We start from the raw sequence: 16,436 nt of genomic DNA on the forward strand, positions 1-16,436 counted from the left end.
CGGGGAAGCACCCTGCGGGAGTCCTTTTTGCGTTTGTGAAATTTCCAAGCGCTTGGGAATTCATCGAAAGGTGGGAATTAGGGAGGTAACGTATTGTCTGATTTATTTTTTGGATAAGTAGAAGCCGTACTCCAATGGTTTTCGGTATACCGGCCTTGTAGATAAGCCTGCTTCTTTATAAAGAGCTTTTTGTGGTTGTCCATTTACTTCGATAATCCATAAATGGCCATTTGCATCAATGGACATATCGACACTCGCTTCGCATAAGTGAATTCCCATATCCAACTCAACAATTTCTGCGGATCTTAAGCTGAGATTATAAATCTGGTTCATTATTTCATTTACACGATTTGGTGGGTGAATCTTGTGCAATATCTTATGGGTTGGTTGGACGTATTGGCTAATACTGGTGTTGAAGCACCCTTCATAAGCAACTCTGCTGATCACATTTGTGGCTGTCCACAAGCCAGCACTGTTTTTTTGTGTAAGAGACCTAATATCAAAAACGCAATTATTCACATGGATAAATGGGGCACCCTGTTGGACAAGATATGGGGTTGTACCAATTAATTGTGTAACAACACCTTGAAGCTGGGCGATATTCCCAATAATCGCACAAGGAGAGAAATGATGGGAAGAAAGATGGATCTCACCAGATTCTCTTAGCTCCAGACGGTATACTCCTTTTCCCATATGACCGTGGCAAGGTTTAAGAAAAATGATCCGATGTTGTAGGAGTAGGTGCACAATGGTATCTGGAGTATAGGCATGAGTCTCAGGGAGATGGGGGGATAACCAGCGGTTCAAGGTGGAATACATCTGAAGTTTGTCAAACTGGTTTATTTGGTTAAAGCACCTCTGGGTACCGATTTCTTTTTCAAGCCGAGTTACTAAAGCAGTATCGGCATTGTAACATCGATTGTATATTACTTTTGGGAAAGGAAAGGTGTCCTCTAGCCAGGTGTGATTATTTAGGTGAACGGCTCGTATTTTTTTGCGAGTCCAATTGATATCCGAAGGCGTGAAGCATATAAGTTTCATCTTATTAAATCTATGACCTGACAGGTGCCTTAATACGGTTACGCGCTGTGCACGGCTTCCTACCATGATTCCAAGAGTTCCAGTGACTTTCGTTATCTTCACCCCCTCCAAAGTGTTGTTTTGGAATAATATATGTATCAATAGGTTTTATGTATGGACAGCTACATAGAGAGGGCTGCAAAAAAACAAAATGTGCATTCACACACTCAAGAAGATTAGTGAATATAATGGTTCAGGTTTAAATCCAGATATGGTTTTGGACCAACCATGTTCTTATTATAAGGGAGTGTGGATAACGTATGGGAAGATTACCAGGGCCTCCAGGGCCTCCAGGGCCACAAGGACCAGCGGGACCCCAAGGACCGGCAGGACCTCAAGGACCAGTAGGGCCAGCTGGCCCAGTTGGAGCAGCAGGACCCGTTGGTCCAACAGGACCACAAGGCCCCGCAGGAACACCGGGAATATTTGTTGAGTTCGCTTGTGCTGAATTAACTGCTGGCACAGTCCTGACAGCTGCTGCCCCAGTAGCGGATCTTACCAGTTTGGTCATTACTGTCGATGAACCGGGAAACATTGTATGGCTCACTGCATACGTCACTTGGACACCTTCAGCTGCCAGTCCAATCATTGCATTTAGTATTATCCGTGATGGAGCCACTGTATTGTGTACCGCGAGTGATACGCCCGTTTCTGCTAATAGCCCAATCACTACCGCATTAACATGCTGTGATATGGGAGCAACCGTAGGGCCACATACTTACACCCTAAGAGCTACGGGAACTATTCCTGGAGTAGGCGATATTACGATTACAATCAATGAAGGTACTCTGACTGCTGCTGAGATCAACACATAAACTGGCAGCAAATATTGTGGGAGACTCCCACTATGGATATCGATTTGATAGATCAACAGAAAATGGACCCCTGCGTATGAGATGTGCAGGAGCCCATTTTTTTTGTGCAAGCAAGTCTAGTTACCGTTCAGACCGTTAAATAGTTGGTTGAGCCATATCGTAAATAGGCATCGAGAAAGATTCTATCTATTGTATCCAGTAGCAATGCTAGATCTTCGTTTGGTAACATGAATTGAGTACGCTCAATAACGTAACTCTTTATGTTCCCCAGTTCGGTTCGAGCGTGAGTATCCAATCTATGCATAGACTTCACTCTCCCCGATACATGAATCATTGAATCGAAAATAATTATACACCCTACAATAAAAATACAACAAACATTAATAAAAACGAATACTGTACCTAATTATGGCATGTATGGCTATCAAGAGGAGGAGGGGTAGTTCACCCTTCTGCTTTTTTTGTATTGAATAGAAACATGTGTTCGGTATATGATACTAATACTGTATTCAGGAGGTGATACTCTTTGGGCAATGTTAAGCAGATAAAGGGGGCAAGTGGTCCAACGATTGTAGAGTTCACAATGATCCGGGATTACATCGTACTACTGCACATGCAAACTATTGTGGAGCGCTGCATCGAAGGAATCCGATTCGAATACGCAAATAACATTCTTTGTCCGATGCTTTCCGAAGTTGTTCACTATCTTATGTCTGATATTACAAACGATCTCTACACACTTAAGGGGGAGCTGAAGGCCCGAAAGATCAAGTTCCTAAACGACGAACAAGGGGAAAGCGTGTTATACTATTCTTACCTTTGTCGCGGCTACCAGGAACGGTTTGGCTTCTGGCGTGAAGCGGCTAGATCACAGATCAGTATCAGGCTTGGCCAGTATATTTCATCGCTCACGAACCGATTCAAATAATCTGTATATATCCTGTGTCTTGGCATAAAATTAAAGATCCGCTCACCGGTGAGAATGTGGACCCCGATGAGCGCCTCATGCGCTCCATCGAGGAGCAGATCGGCATTAGCGAGAATGCCAAGAAGGCGTTCCGCGAGGAGATTCTGATCCGCATGTCTTCGTATCAGCGGAAGGGCAAGAAGTTCGAGTACAATACTCATGAGCGCCTCCGCGAGGCCATCGAGAAGAAGCTGTTCGCCGATCTGAAGGACATCGTGAAGATCACCACGTCCTCTAAGACGCCGGACGAACAGCAGCTGAAGCGCATCAACGAGGTGACGGCGCGGCTGATCGAGGACAACGGCTATTGCCCGGTGTGCGCCAACGAGCTGCTGCGGTACGTGGGAAGCCTCCTGAACCGTTGACCGAAACAAACATGGAGCACGCACCTGCTGGAGGTGCCCGAACAAAAAAATAGCCCCGAAAGGGGCTATTTTCATGCGGCTGGAGCTAACTCCTACACCTTGAACCGGGAAACGGCGGTCAGAAGACGGGTGACCGTGCTTTCCGTCTCGTGCATCAGCTCTTTCACCCGGACGGACTGTTTCATCACGCCCGAGGATTTTTCCGCGATATCTTGGGTGGATTCGGCTCCTTCCTGGTTGGACAAGGTGACCTCCTGGATAGCCTGCAGCAGGTTCTGCGTGGAGGCCAGCAGCTCTTCGGCCGTGGAGCTGAAATCCGTCACCAGCTCTTGAATGGTCTCGGAGTCCCGATAGTACTGTTGGCCGGTTTCCACTAAGGTGTTGTAATCCCGAATGACGGTGGTCTCCAGGAATCGAAGAGCCTTCTCGGAGCTCTCGGTCAAGTCCTCCACGGAAGATACCACTTGCTTGGTCACGTCTTGAATCTTACTGGCGGTCACTCTGGAATTCTCCGCCAGCTTGCGGATCTCACCTGCCACCACGGCGAAGCCCCGTCCCGACTCGCCGGCCCGGGCCGCCTCGATGGCTGCGTTCAAGGCCAGCAGGTTGGTCTGATTGGTTATCTCTAGAATGGAATTGGTCAGGGTATCGATTTCCTTGACCGCGGCTGCCTGCTCGATGGCTTGACGGGATTCGGACTCGATAACCGCGCGGATCTCCTCGGCCGAATTCCGGGATTGAACGGCGCCCTCTTTCATCTGAAGCGCCCGGCGGGAGATCTCCTCCGCCCGGTCGGAGCCTTCCTGGGCCTTGGAGGAGATGGAGGTGATGGCCATCTCAATCTCCTTGGAGGTGGCGTTCATCTCCTGGGTCATAGCGGCGGTTTCCTCCATGCCGGCGGACATCTGCTCGGTGGTGGCGGAGACCTCCTCCACTTGGGCTCCCAGAGCGGATAGGTTGTCCGATGAAACGGCCATATTGGCACGAACGTTATTCGACTCTTCGACCACCTGGTGGACCAGTTGGCTCATAGAAGCGGACATCGTCTTCACGGAGCGGGCCAGATTACCGATCTCATCCTTGCGCTTCAGCAGGAGGGGGTGAAGCTCCGCGGTGAAATCCGCCTGGGCCAGGATATTGACATGCTGGGCTACACGGGTAACCGGTCTGGCGATATAGGCTGCAAGCATGGCGGACAGGAGGATCAGCATCAGGGATACGACGACAATCAAGATGACCGAGGTGTGGATCGCCTTGTCGACGGCCCCGAACACTTCATCGCCGGGAACGGTGACGACGACCTTCCAGCCGGTAAGCGGAACGGTGGAGAAGGAAGCCATCTTGCGGATTCCATGATCGTCGGTGTAGCGGATAAAGCCTTCATCCTTGACGAGAATTTCCTCGGAAATAACCGTTTTGACACTGGTCCCTTCCAGGACCTTATCATAATTTTGGCCCACCATGCTGGCGTCCGGGTGGTAGATGAACGTACCGCTGCCGGACAGCATGAAGCCGTATCCGGTCTCCCCCACCTTGATTTCTCCCAGGGTTGACTTTAAGGCATCGAGGATCAGCAGATTGCCGATGATGCCCGTAAATTCCTTCTTCGTGTTAAAAAGCGGAACCGCAATGGTAATATTCTGCGACTTGGTCGCTTCGATCCAGAGAACATCGCTGATGGCAGGGTTTTTGGACTCCTTGGCCTTGATGAAATAATCCCGCTTGGTGATGTCCAGATTACCGTTCGTGGAGGGGATCAGGCCGGCCGCCGTTGAAGCGTAGGTCGTTTGAATTTCGGGATCGGTCTGCTTAATGGACTGGATCGCAGTCGAAGAGGCAGCAGCAATCGGCTGATCCGCTACCTCCGGATGGTTCTTGATGAACTCCTGTGTTCCCGCAATCTTATCCTTCAACCAGTTGTTCATGACGGTGGCATTGCTCCGTGCAATGTCCAATTGATGCTCGTGGATGCTGCGATCCGTCTCATCCATGAATTGCTTGACCTGGTACGCGGACAGCGAGATGAGGGGGACCCATGCCATGATCATGATCAGAACGGCTAGCCGGAAGCGAAGCGTCCGGGAGCTTTTTCGCACATAATCGGTGATACGTTTGACGGTGGAAGTGAAGCGGGCTTGATTCATGCGGTTACCTCCATGATGTTGAAATATGTATGCTGTCAATTAGGACACCGCCTGTTAAATTCGACAATTAACGACAAATTCCTGCAAGCATAAAATATTCTGCATCTCCCTCTAAAGGATGATGAGAGTACCCAATAAAAACGGCAGCCACCGAATCCTGCTGGATCCGGCGGCTGCCTGTTCGAATGAATAGATTAGATCATGATCTTCTGCCTGCCGCAGCTCTAGGCCTTGGGACCCAAAGGGCCCTTCCCCTTGCGCGAACGGAGTGCTTGGATCAGGGCGTCGGCCAGCTCCCGTTCCTCCTCCGTCCAGCGGTCGGCCGGGGAGTAGCGGGCTTTGCCCTCATGGACGTACGTGTCTCGGCCCAAAATGTAATCGATGGAAACCTCGAAGAAATCCGCCATGCGGCGAACCAGCTCCAAAGAGGGCTCTCTCTGGTCCCGCTCGTACATACCGATTGCGCTTTCGCTCAGTTTAAAATGTTTGCCAAATTCCCTCTGCGTTAGCCCCCGTTGATTGCGCAGGTTGCGAAGGCGTTCTCCGAATGTAGTCATGGCATCATCACCTGACAGAATCATAGCATACATGTGATGTTTGGATGAAAGATTGACCACAAAATGTGTTGACCCGACACGTTCCGTCACGTTAAGATATTCATTATAGAAGGAATAAGTTCGGGAGTTGGAACCTATGAGTCGGATCTTGACGACCAACCGTGACCAATGGCTATCTTCTCACCGGGACAAGCTGTTGGAGTCCGGACATCTCTATTTGTCGGATGGCGGTGATTGCCGGTTGACGGTGCAAGGGGAAGAGTGGGTGCTGGAGCTCCTGATGAAGCACACGGAGGAGCCGGTTCTTCTTCTGCTGCTGGAACAATTCTATGCCGAACGGTTCGAGAGCATGGGACCATTCCCGCGGAGGATGCGGGAATAATAGGCCTGGTTGTGCCAATTCCGGGCATAACGGGTCACCGGACTTCGGGCGAAGTCCGGTTATTTCGCCGTCAGCAGCGCCTCGGCGTTACACCGGGGCGCTGCTCGGAATTGCTGGATGATCAGGCTGGATGCGGAACGGAGCGGGCGGCAGCCTTGTTCTTGACAGGCGTATTCTGACCGCTGTCAGGGTGGCTTGTATTCTTGTAGCCCCAATATACCGCAGCGGCGAGAAGCAGGGCGAACGTAATCAGAATCATGCGGGGAATCCAAATTTTCATGAAGCTTCCTCCAAATTTATATCGCTGTCTATTTGACGCTTCATCCCCCCTTTCGGTTGCTGTTCTTGAAAAAAATTTATCGAATAGAGAGGAAACTGTCGAAAGGTGTCGAAATTACAAGAATAGCAAAATTAGGGGTGAAATTTCCTACTTATTTTTAGGAGGCTGCTAACATGTTCAAATTCATCCGAAACAGGAGCTTAAAGGCCAAACTGCTTGCTTCGTTCGCAGTTGTCCTGCTCATTCCGGGATTTCTCATCGGCTATCTCTCCTACGAGACTGCCCGCAACAAAGTAGGCGACCAGCTGCTCAACAGCGCCGAGGAGAATGTGGCACTTCTGGACCAGATTATTACGGAGACCATCAGCTCTCGGATGAAGGATATGAATTATCTGGCCTTCCAGCTCCGGCAGTCGGATCTACAGGGGAAGGATCTGCCGGTTCAGCGGTATTTGGACGGCTATAAGGAGCTTCATCCAGAGATTAATACCATCTTTGTCGGGACGCCGTCCGGAGGTTTCGTGAACGCGCCGCATGTGAAGATGGCGGATGACTTCGATGCGAGGAAGAGACCGTGGTACCTGGATGCCATGAAGGATTCCTCCAAGCTGGCGGTCACGGCTCCTTATGTCTCGAAGACCACGGGGGATTTCGTCATCGCCTTGTCCAAGGTGCTGAACGACGGGTCCGGCGTTGTCGGGGCAGAGATCAAGCTGAAGGATCTGGAGGTTTTGACCAAGGGTGTCAAGATCGGCGAGCGGGGCTACGCCATGCTGCTGGACCAGAACAAGAAGGTCATTGTGAATCAGGAGATGGAGTCGGGCTCCGACGTTCAGGCGGATTGGGTCGCAGCGGCTTACGGCAGCCAGAAGGGCGATATCCGGACCGATGTGGGGGCCTCCGTCAAGCGGATCCTGTTCGATACCAACGCCTTGACAGGCTGGAAGATCGGCGGCGTCATCGAGGAGAAGGAGCTGGCAGAGCAGGCGGCGCCTATCCTGAATCGAATGCTTATGGTGCTTCTGGTAGCGATGGTTCTGTTCGGGACGCTGGCTGTGGTCATCGTTTGGTTCATCACGAAGCCTCTTCAGGAGCTGGCAGGGGTAGCCGGACGCATCAGCGAAGGCGATCTGACCATCCGCGCCCGGGTCCGCAGCGCCGACGAGATCGGACGGTTGGGGAGCAGCTTCAATGCCATGGCGGACTCTCTGCGCACGCTCTTGGGGCAGATCGGCGAGCTCTCCATGCAGGTGGCGGCTTCGTCCCAGGAGCTGACGGCCAGCGCGGAGCAGACCTCCAAAGCAACGGAGCAGATTGCAGGCTCCGTCCAGGAGGTGGCCACCGGAGCGGAGGGTCAGGTGAAGAGCGTGAGCCAGGGATTCAGCTCCATCCGGGGCATGGCGGACGGCATCAGCCGGATCCTGCAGGGCTCCCAGGAGGTCCGCAAGTCCTCGGAAGAGGCGTCGGCCTATTCCGGAGAAGGCTCGGAGACCATGTCCGAGGCCATCGGACGGATGGGCTCCGTCCGGGGGCAAGTAGGCGAGTTGGAGCAGGTGATGAAGCTGCTGGATGAGCGCTCCGCGGCTATCGGACAGATCGCGGAGGTCATGACCGGGATCGCCCAGCAGACCAACATCCTCTCCATCAATGCTTCCATCGAGGCCTCCCGTGCAGGTGAGCAGGGACGCGGCTTCGCCGTCGTCGCCCTGGAGGTGAAGAAGCTGGCTGAGCAATCCCGCGTGTCCGCCGAGCAGATCCGTGACATGATCGGGATGGTGCAGGCGGAGACCTTGTCGGCGGTCCGGGTCACCGAAGCGGTGGTCAGCGGAGTCACTGAAGGCTCAGATTCCATCCGCCGCGCCGGCGACCTGTTCGGCAACATCAAGTCCGGCTTGGAGCAGGTGGTGCATCAAGCCAAGAGCATGAACGAGGCGGTCAACCGGATCTCCGATGAATCCGGCATTGCCGTAGAAGCCATGGAGCAGGTCTCGGCCGCAACGGATGTGACGGCAGATCACGCGCAAAACGTCTCGGCCGCCGCCGAGGAGCAGCTTGCCGCCATGGAAGAAATCGCCGCCTCCTCCGCCGCCTTGGCGAGGATGGCCGAGGATATGCAGCTGTTGATCGGCCGATTCAAGGTCTGACGCCCGAAAGCACAAGACGCTTCTCCTGCCGGCAGGTTCCGGCGGGGAAAGCGTCTTGTGTTGTATCGGGCGGCTTGGAGCGGACTTTTTGCTGAAATGAAAATAACGGACGGCTCATTGACACCCCAAAATCAGCGATGGTAAGATAATCCCATAAAACATAGTATTCCAATCGGATATAATACAAATCATAATATCCGATTCACCAGGTGACGCGGATACGGCGGATGAACTCCATGCGCGAAGCCCCTGGAGCCCAACTTAAGGAGGAGATCATGAATGGCTAAGCCCCTGCATGTGGATGAATTGTGGCTGGAGCGTATCGCTCAATCTCTGGAAGGAATCTCATTCGGCACCGTTCAGATCGTCGTTCATGAAGGCAAGATCGTGCAGCTGGAGAAGACGGAGCGCTACCGCTTCGAGAATGAAGCGAAGCAGCAAGGGGCCGCGGCGCCCAAACGGCAGCTGAACCGTGCCCTATAATCGGGCACTTTGCCGGCCGCGTCCTATCCGAAGAGAAGCAGCGACACCCACAGCCCCAGGAGAGTGAAGAACAAGGTGGGCAGCGTCAGCACGACTCCGGTCCGGAAGTAGTAGCCCCAGCCGATGCGGATGTCCTTCTTGGCCAGCACATGGAGCCAGAGGAGCGTAGCCAGGGAGCCGATGGGCGTCATCTTCGGACCCAGGTCGCAGCCGATGACGTTGGCGTAAGCCAGGGTCTCGCGCAGCAGTCCGGTGGCCGAAGTCTCGTCGATGGCCAAGGCCCCGATCATAACCGAAGGCAGGTTGTTCATGACGGACGAGAGTCCGGCGGAGAGGAAGCCCATCCCCGCCGCCGCCGCCCAAAGCCCCTGCTTGGCGGCGGCTTCTACCAGGCCGCCAAGCAGCTCGGTCAGCCCGGCGTTCCGGAGGCCGTACACGACTACGTACATCCCGATGGAGAAGATGACGACAGACCAGGGCGCCTCCTTCAAGGTCTCCTTGGGCGATACGCTCTTCGTCCAGGCTGCCGCTGCCACGAAGAGCAGCGCGGCTGTGCCGGCGATGAAGCTGACGGGAATCCCCGTCGGCTCGCTCAGGAAGAAGCCGGCCAGCAGCACGGCCAGCAGGTACCAGGACAAGCGGAACATCCCCATGTGCCGGACAGCCTCCTCCGGTTTCTTCAAGGCGGACAGGTCATATGCTGCGGGAATATCCTTCCGATAGAACAGGTATAGGACAGCCAGACTGGCGGCCAGAGAGAACAGGTTGGGCAGCAGCATAACCGAGGCGTACCGGGCGAACCCGATGCCGAAGTAATCGGCGGAGATGATGTTGACCAGATTGCTGATGACGAGCGGGATGGACGTGGTGTCCGAGATGAAGCCTCCCGCCATGACGAAGGGCAGGATCATGGCATCCGGAAGACGCAGCGCCCGCATCTGAGCCAGGATGATCGGAGTCAGGATCAGCACGGCCCCGTCATTGGCGAAGAAGAAGGACACGCCCGCCCCGAGCAGGCTCGTATAGAGGAAGAGCCGGACGCCGTTTCCTCCGGCCAGGCGGATGACGTGAAGGGCGCACCATTCGAAGAAGCCTACCCGATCCAGGATCATGGAATAGATGACGATGGCGATCAGGGTGAAGGTGGCGTTCCAGACGATGGACGTCACCTCACGGACATCCTCCAGGGTGACGGCGCCGGCTGCCAAGGCGAGAAGGGCGCCGCCTGCGGCGGTCCAGCCGATGCCCAGGCCCTTGGGCTGCCAGATGACAAGCGTGATGGTAACGGCGAACAGTGCTAGTGCAGTGATGACGGTCAGCATAAGGACTTGAACCTCTCTTACATAAGAATCACGAGGATCCCGAATTCTCACGGGCATCCCCAACAAAAAGAACCTCCGCATCAGGCGAAGCCGATCTGTCCTTCATTATGGGGACAGGAGCCGGACCTGTAAAGGAGGTTCTTCGTATTCTTATTGGGTAACGTTCTTCAGGTACTTCTTGTAGCGGAGCGAGGCGATCAGAAGGCCGGCGGCCCCGTATGCCGCCAATACGGCGATGGTCTTCCAGATGTCGGCGGTGTTCATGCCGCGGATCATAATATTTTGGAAGCCGTGCTGAGCCCAGTACTGAGGAGTGAACTTGCCGATGGCCTGTGCGAAGTCGGGCATGATCTCGTAAGGGAACCAGAGGCCCGCCACCACCGCGCCGCCCATGGTGATGATCTGGGTGTAGGCCGTGCCTTGGTTCTCGCTCTTGACGAACATGCAGATTGCAAGCCCGATCCCGGTGGTGCAGACGGCCAAGCCCAGCACGATGAACGCCAGCGCTAGGGGATCGCCCAGATTCACGTCGTACACGATCTTGCCGAAGGCCAGCAGCACCACACACTGGATGATGACCGCCAGGATGTTGGGGACCCACATGCCGATCAGGTAGTGATAGGGCTTCATCGGCGTGCTGCGGAGCCGGGCCAGCATGCCCGAATGCTGGTCCTTGAAGAAATTGCGGACCATGGTGATGATGATGAAGAAGACGAACATGACCACGAAGCCGGGCACGTATTGGGTAACGGCATCCCCCTGAAGGGAATTCTCCTTGATCTCGGAGAGGGTAACGGGCTCCTTCAGCATATCCTGGATCTCCCCGTCGGCGCGGCCGGAGGCCTTCAGCACCTGCTGGAGCTTCACGTCGCGGAAGCCGGCGGTCACATTGCGCATGACGGCGAGCACGGGGGCCACGGCCGTATCGGATGAAGCGTCGCGGTACAGCTCCAGCTTGGCGGGCTGGCCGGAAGTCACACTGGATTCGAAGCCCTGGGGGATGACCAAGAGCGAGGTGGCCTTACCGTCCTTGATGCGGGCGATCTCCTCCTCCAGCGTTCCCTCCCGGGGCTCAGCTGCGATACCCTTAATCCCTCCGAGGGTGGATACGAGAGATTGGGACATGGCCGAACGGTCGGCGTCATAATAATGGATGGTGAAGGTGTCCTTGGCATTGCTGAAGATCGAGGCGAACATAAGGATGAAGAGCATAGGCATCAGGAAGAGCCAGAAGAAGGTGCCCTTTTCCTTGAGCAGCACTTGAATTTCTTTGCGAATGATCGTTTTGATCATGGTTCGGATTCTCCTTTGCGAGGGGTTCGGATGGCGTCGGCGTCAATCCCGCAGGCTCGTGCCTGTCAGCCGCAGGAACACGCTCTCCAACGAGGGTCTCATCAGCTCCAGCGCCTTTATGGGCTGCTGGCGCTCCTTCAGGTCAGCGCTGAGCTCCGCCAGCAGGGACAGCGGGTCGGCGGCTTCCAGCATCCAGCCTTTGCCGAATGGTGTTGTCTTCGTTACGCCGGGCACGGTTTTCAGAGCCTCCGGGTCTCCCTCTGTCTCGGCATAGACGGCCTTGATGGCATATTCGTCCAGCAGCCGGTCCAGACTGCCCTGGGCTATGACGCTGCCGTGGTCGATGATGGCGATATCGTCGCACAGGGCCTCGACCTCTTCCATATAGTGCGTGGAGTAGATCAGGGTCACGCCGTCTTTTTTCAATTCGCGGATCATCTCGAAGATATGGTTGCGCGACTGGGGATCGATTCCCACCGTCGGTTCGTCCAGAATGACCAGCCTCGGCTTGTGGAGCAGCGCGGCCGCAATGTTGATCCTCCGCTTCATCCCGCCGGAATAGCTCTTCACGGGATCCTTGGCCCGGTCCGACAGGCCCACCTTCTCCAGCACCTCCCGGATCCGCTTCCGGAGCTCCGCCCCGCGGACGCCGTACATCTCGCCGAAGAAGATCAGATTGTCCTGCGCGCTCAACGTATCGTACAGGGTCAGATCCTGGGGGACGTATCCGACCTGGCGGCGGATGGGATCCGCGTCCTTCTTGATATCGAGTCCGAACACCTTGACGGTGCCTTGGTCCATGCCAGTGACTCCGGTAATGATCTTCATCGCGGTAGACTTGCCGGCTCCGTTCGGTCCCAAGAGACCGAAACAGCTTCCCGCCTTCACCTCAAAGCTGACCTGGCGAAGCGCCTGCTTCTCACCATACTTCTTCACCAGCTCGCGTACCTCCAGCACATGTTCCATGGGGTTGCCCTCCTTGCGGCATTGCCGTTTCCTTTGATGGTTCTATCATACTCCCCTGTGATGCGGCTGTAAGGTAGAGAAAGTCACTTAAGCAGGATGACGAAAGTCATGCCGCCGCGATGCCGGAAGTAACCCTCCCACCTCGTGAATCTGCAAAAGAAAAACCGCCGGGACGGGACAGCCCGTCGGCGGCGGCATCACAGCGGCTACCGGTTGACCGGCACCGCATCCTGGAAGTATTCCTCCAGCGTCCATTTCTTCTCGAAGATCTCCTTGGCGATGTCGAGGCCCACATAACGGATGTGCCAAGGCTCGTAGCTGTAGCCCGTCACCGACTCCTTGCCCTTCGGATAGCGGATGATGAATCCGGCCTCGTGGGCGTGGGCGGCCAGCCATTTGCCTTCGGCAGTGCCGCCGAAGGATTCCTCCAGCGCGAACTTGGCGCTGGCGCTGGATACGTCGATGGCCAGTCCCGTCTGGTGCTCGCTGAAGCCCGGTTGGGCGCTGACCTTGTCGGCAGCTTCCTTGCCCTGGCTCTGTACGTTGCCATTGTAGACGCTCTTCTGGGTAGCGTACGACCGGTAGCCGGAGACGCCGTAGAGCTTGATCCCGTCCTTCGAGGCCAGCGAGAACAGCTTCTCGAGGGCCTGTGCGGCTTCCTTGCGGAGCTTCCGCTTCTCAAGCTTCTCGTTGAAGGAGAAGGGCACCTGGGGCTCGGTCAGATCGTCCGGCGCGTAATTGTCGGGAAGCGCCCGCTTCTTGTTCACCACCACGGCGATATCGTTCTGGTTGGTGACGACCGACTTGCCGCCCGAGACCGTGACGGTCTCCTCCAGCGTGGCCATGACCTTCACCGTGACGGAGGCCGTCTTGCCTTTGTATTCGGCGGTGATGACCGCGTTGGTGCCGATGCCGGCCTTTGGCCCGGGCTTGACGGTGCCGTTGGCGTCGACAGCCAGGAGATCCGGCTTGTCGCTGGTATAGTGGAGCGCGCTCTTATCCGGGAAAGAGACGGCTTCCTTCTTGGCATTGAAGGCCTTGGGGGCCAAGGTCAAGCTCTTCCCCGGAGCGACGGAAGCCGCTGCCGCCGGGAAGGCCAACGACGCCACGGCGTCTCCTTTGACGGTAGAAGCGGGAGTAGCTGAAGCTGCGGCAGTAGTATCGGCGGGCTCGGCGGAGCTGCTGGGTGCGGCTGTACCGGACGGCCCCGGTGTTCCTGCGGCTTCCTTGCCCGAGCAGCCTGCTGCGGCCAAGGCTCCTGCCGCCAGCAGGATCAGGGCGAGCTTGGATGTGGATTGCATGCGTATACCTCCTGGTTGCGTCCATGATATGATTCTATTATTATAGCACCCGGCAGGAGAGAGGAACCACCGGGAGAAGCTTGAAGGGAACGGTGTGGAAAGATCAGGAGCACCGAAACTTTTCGACAGGTTTCGAGTTATATATAGTGGTTTAGGAAAGCGTAATCATGATCAAGCTTAAGCGGGGGATTCCATGCGTGTACGGGTATCGTTAATGAAGATCGTGCTTTCCTTCGTCTTCTTGTCCTCCTCCTGGTCCTTGTACCATCTGATGGTGGTCTCGGGCGAGTCCACTGGCCCTCGGGCGGTGCTCCTGCGTCTGGAGGACGTAGGCCCCGGCGGAGAATATGGCAATGCCGAACAGCTGGGCAAGCTGCGGGCCGTATTCGACTATCTGCACAAGGAAGGAGTCCCGTTCCAGGTCGGTGTCATCCCCAAGTGGGTGAATTATTCGGATACGGGACTCCAATACGATAAATCGATTGATCAGACCTCCGATCCCTATATCGCCTCGTTCGTCCAGCTGCTTCGGGATGCGGAGACGAATGGAGCCGTACTGGGGATGCACGGCTATACGCATCAGGCCGGTACGGTCAAGCGGGCCGACGGGCATCAGGAGAGCGGCATCGGCAACGAGATGGATGAACCGGGGCTGCCCGAGACGTCCACCCGCGAATTCGCCGAAGCCCGGCTGCAGGCGGGCTTCAAGCTGTTCTGGGAGGCGGGGCTGGAGCCGGCATTCTGGGAGACGCCCCATTACCATTCGGCTGCCGCCCAGCATGACGTGTTCCGGTCGTACTTCGGCATCATCTACGAAACGATGCCGGGCCAGCCCCGGCAGACCGCTATGATGCTGCACCCGGGCCGGAACAGCGGCTACGGCGCGGCGACCTGGGGGGCAGCTTATGTGCCGACGCCCTATTCCTACATCCCGTACAACAAGGACGAGAGGCTGATTCTCGACCAATTGGGCAAATCGGACCGCCTGCCCTCGTTCTTCTATCATGCCTTCCTGGAGTTCAAGCACTTGATCCCCGTATTGGACGAAGAAGGCCGCCAAGCGGTTCAAGACGGCCTGCCGCTGTTCAAGTACCCGGACCAGAACAAGACCAACCTGCAGAAGCTCGTCGCAGGCTTCCGGGACCGCAACTACAACTTCGTGTCTCTGCATGACTATGTGCCGTTCGTTCCAGGCCCCTCCGCGCCGGCGGGACTGCCCGGCGTTCCGGCCAAATGGGCCGACGCCGACGGCGACGGACAGCTGGACGGCGTCCAATGGCAGACCGGCAGCGGAGTAGTTCGGGTCACCCCCGGTCAATACCGGGGCCTGCGCAACGCGGCGGAGCCCAAGTCCGCCGATTGGGCCGTCATTCCCCGGAGCAAGGGGGATCTGTTCACGCTGAAGGACGAGAACGGGGACGGCCGGGCGGATCTGTGGATCTTCCGGCCGGCGGGACAGCTGGAGCTGTACCGGTCCACAGGCGCATCCTTCATCCGCGCCCGAACCTGGAAGGTGCCTGCGGCGGAGCTGGAGGAGCTCTACATGCTGAAGCGCAAGGACGGTTCCTTGGCATTGGCCGGTTCCGCGGCCAACGGCTCCCAGCTGATCCCCTATTGGAAGCAGGACGACGCTTGGAAGATAGGGGAGCCCGCCAAGTCAAGAGCCGGTTCCTTCAAGGGCGCGCAGATTCTGGAGGATCCGGCCGGCGGTGAGCAGCTGGTCCGCTGCCGCAAGGACACCGGCATCTGCTATCGGCTGGAGCTTCCCGCGGGGAAGAACAAATGGAATGTGACCCGTCAGGACCCTGGGCTGCCGAGAACGGGAGAAGAGCTGAAACTGGGTGACTTCAACGGGGACGGCCGGGAGGATGTCCTGCTCTGGAACGGCAGCGGCAATCTGGCCGTGGTCTACCGGCAGGCGGAGGATGGAAGCTACCATCTGCTGTTCTCCTTCGGACCCTGGGGGGATGCGGGAGCCAAGCCGGTCGTCGCCGACTTTGACGGCGACGGCAGGGACGACCTCGGCGCCGTGGAGCCGGACGGCCGTATGGATGCGGCCTTATCCCGTCAGACGATGGACGACGTGCAGTAATGGCCCTGTGGAATAGGACTTCGGTCCGATATTTCCTTAAGCCTATAAAAGTTCTGTCGAATCCGTGCTATAATACAGTATCCTAACAAAGAAAGCCGGTACCCTTCATGGAGAATCAAGGGATTTCACCCGAGGAACTTCAGATGCTGCTAGCTGCTCCGCACGAGAGCGCATCCTCCGGAATCTTGGCCCGCTGCGCGGCAATATGGACGGATTTCATCAGCTTCTTGAGGAGAATATGGGGG

Annotated in this window: 13 protein-coding genes and 1 pseudogene; 6 read left to right on the forward strand and 8 right to left on the reverse strand. The window is 56.1% G+C overall.

From position 1 onward, the window contains the following. Positions 1-102 precede the first annotated feature (102 nt). Positions 103-1,143, reverse strand: a complete 1,041-nt coding sequence (locus tag ACSEXW_RS09625; RefSeq protein ID WP_438445921.1) for a YheC/YheD family endospore coat-associated protein — start codon at positions 1,141-1,143, stop codon at positions 103-105. 1,278 nt (positions 1,144-2,421) lie between these two features. Between ACSEXW_RS09625 and ACSEXW_RS09630 the strand changes: the two genes are divergently transcribed. Beyond that, positions 2,422-2,823 (forward strand): YhjD family protein, encoded by a 402-nt coding sequence (locus tag ACSEXW_RS09630; protein WP_438445922.1) that lies wholly within the window; start codon positions 2,422-2,424, stop codon positions 2,821-2,823. A gap of 17 nt (positions 2,824-2,840) precedes the next feature. Beyond that, positions 2,841-3,227 (forward strand): annotated as a pseudogene (locus ACSEXW_RS09635) (protein prkA); the annotation flags it as partial. A gap of 92 nt (positions 3,228-3,319) precedes the next feature. Here ACSEXW_RS09635 and ACSEXW_RS09640 read toward each other — a convergent pair. After that, positions 3,320-5,371 carry a methyl-accepting chemotaxis protein gene (locus tag ACSEXW_RS09640; protein WP_438445923.1) on the reverse strand — a complete coding sequence of 684 codons (2,052 nt, stop codon included), beginning with the start codon at positions 5,369-5,371 and terminating at the stop codon, positions 3,320-3,322. Positions 5,372-5,595: 224 nt separating this feature from the next. Continuing rightward, positions 5,596-5,928: a helix-turn-helix domain-containing protein gene (locus ACSEXW_RS09645; protein ID WP_438445924.1), complete on the reverse strand. Its 333-nt coding sequence runs from the start codon at positions 5,926-5,928 to the stop codon at positions 5,596-5,598. Between the two features lie 136 nt (positions 5,929-6,064). Here ACSEXW_RS09645 and ACSEXW_RS09650 point away from each other — a divergent pair, with 136 nt between their 5' ends. Beyond that, a complete protein-coding gene (locus ACSEXW_RS09650; protein WP_438445925.1) occupies positions 6,065-6,310 on the forward strand; it encodes a hypothetical protein in 246 nt (81 codons plus the stop codon). A gap of 121 nt (positions 6,311-6,431) precedes the next feature. Here the strand turns inward: ACSEXW_RS09650 and ACSEXW_RS09655 are convergent, their stop codons facing one another. Beyond that, complete coding sequence (locus ACSEXW_RS09655; protein ID WP_438445926.1) at positions 6,432-6,590, reverse strand: hypothetical protein; 159 nt, start codon at positions 6,588-6,590, stop codon at positions 6,432-6,434. A 173-nt stretch (positions 6,591-6,763) separates the two neighbouring features. Between ACSEXW_RS09655 and ACSEXW_RS09660 the strand changes: the two genes are divergently transcribed. Both ACSEXW_RS09660 and ACSEXW_RS09665 read left to right on the forward strand, forming a co-directional pair. Further along, positions 6,764-8,734 (forward strand): methyl-accepting chemotaxis protein, encoded by a 1,971-nt coding sequence (locus tag ACSEXW_RS09660; protein WP_438445927.1) that lies wholly within the window; start codon positions 6,764-6,766, stop codon positions 8,732-8,734. A 279-nt stretch (positions 8,735-9,013) separates the two neighbouring features. Then, positions 9,014-9,217 (forward strand): YezD family protein, encoded by a 204-nt coding sequence (locus ACSEXW_RS09665; RefSeq protein WP_438445928.1) that lies wholly within the window; start codon positions 9,014-9,016, stop codon positions 9,215-9,217. A gap of 23 nt (positions 9,218-9,240) precedes the next feature. Here ACSEXW_RS09665 and ACSEXW_RS09670 read toward each other — a convergent pair whose 3' ends face one another. The 4 genes from ACSEXW_RS09670 to ACSEXW_RS09685 form a co-directional block, all read right to left on the reverse strand. After that, entirely contained in the window at positions 9,241-10,539 is a 1,299-nt protein-coding gene (locus ACSEXW_RS09670; RefSeq protein ID WP_438445929.1) for an arsenic transporter, read from the reverse strand. A 150-nt stretch (positions 10,540-10,689) separates the two neighbouring features. Further along, on the reverse strand, positions 10,690-11,832 hold the full coding sequence (locus ACSEXW_RS09675) for an ABC transporter permease (RefSeq protein ID WP_438445930.1): 1,143 nt from the start codon (positions 11,830-11,832) through the stop codon (positions 10,690-10,692). 42 nt (positions 11,833-11,874) lie between these two features. Further along, on the reverse strand, positions 11,875-12,789 hold the full coding sequence (locus tag ACSEXW_RS09680; protein WP_438446122.1) for an ABC transporter ATP-binding protein: 915 nt from the start codon (positions 12,787-12,789) through the stop codon (positions 11,875-11,877). Between the two features lie 215 nt (positions 12,790-13,004). Beyond that, complete coding sequence (locus ACSEXW_RS09685) at positions 13,005-14,099, reverse strand: M15 family metallopeptidase (protein WP_438445931.1); 1,095 nt, start codon at positions 14,097-14,099, stop codon at positions 13,005-13,007. A gap of 193 nt (positions 14,100-14,292) precedes the next feature. On the opposite strand from ACSEXW_RS09685, the gene ACSEXW_RS09690 reads away from it, so the two are divergent. Continuing rightward, positions 14,293-16,191 carry a DUF2334 domain-containing protein gene (locus tag ACSEXW_RS09690; protein WP_438445932.1) on the forward strand — a complete coding sequence of 633 codons (1,899 nt, stop codon included), beginning with the start codon at positions 14,293-14,295 and terminating at the stop codon, positions 16,189-16,191. The last annotated feature ends 245 nt before the right edge of the window (positions 16,192-16,436 follow it).

It is taken from the genome of Oryzibacillus soli (genome assembly GCF_051594765.1).
Taxonomy (GTDB): domain Bacteria; phylum Bacillota; class Bacilli; order Paenibacillales; family NBRC-103111; genus Paenibacillus_AR.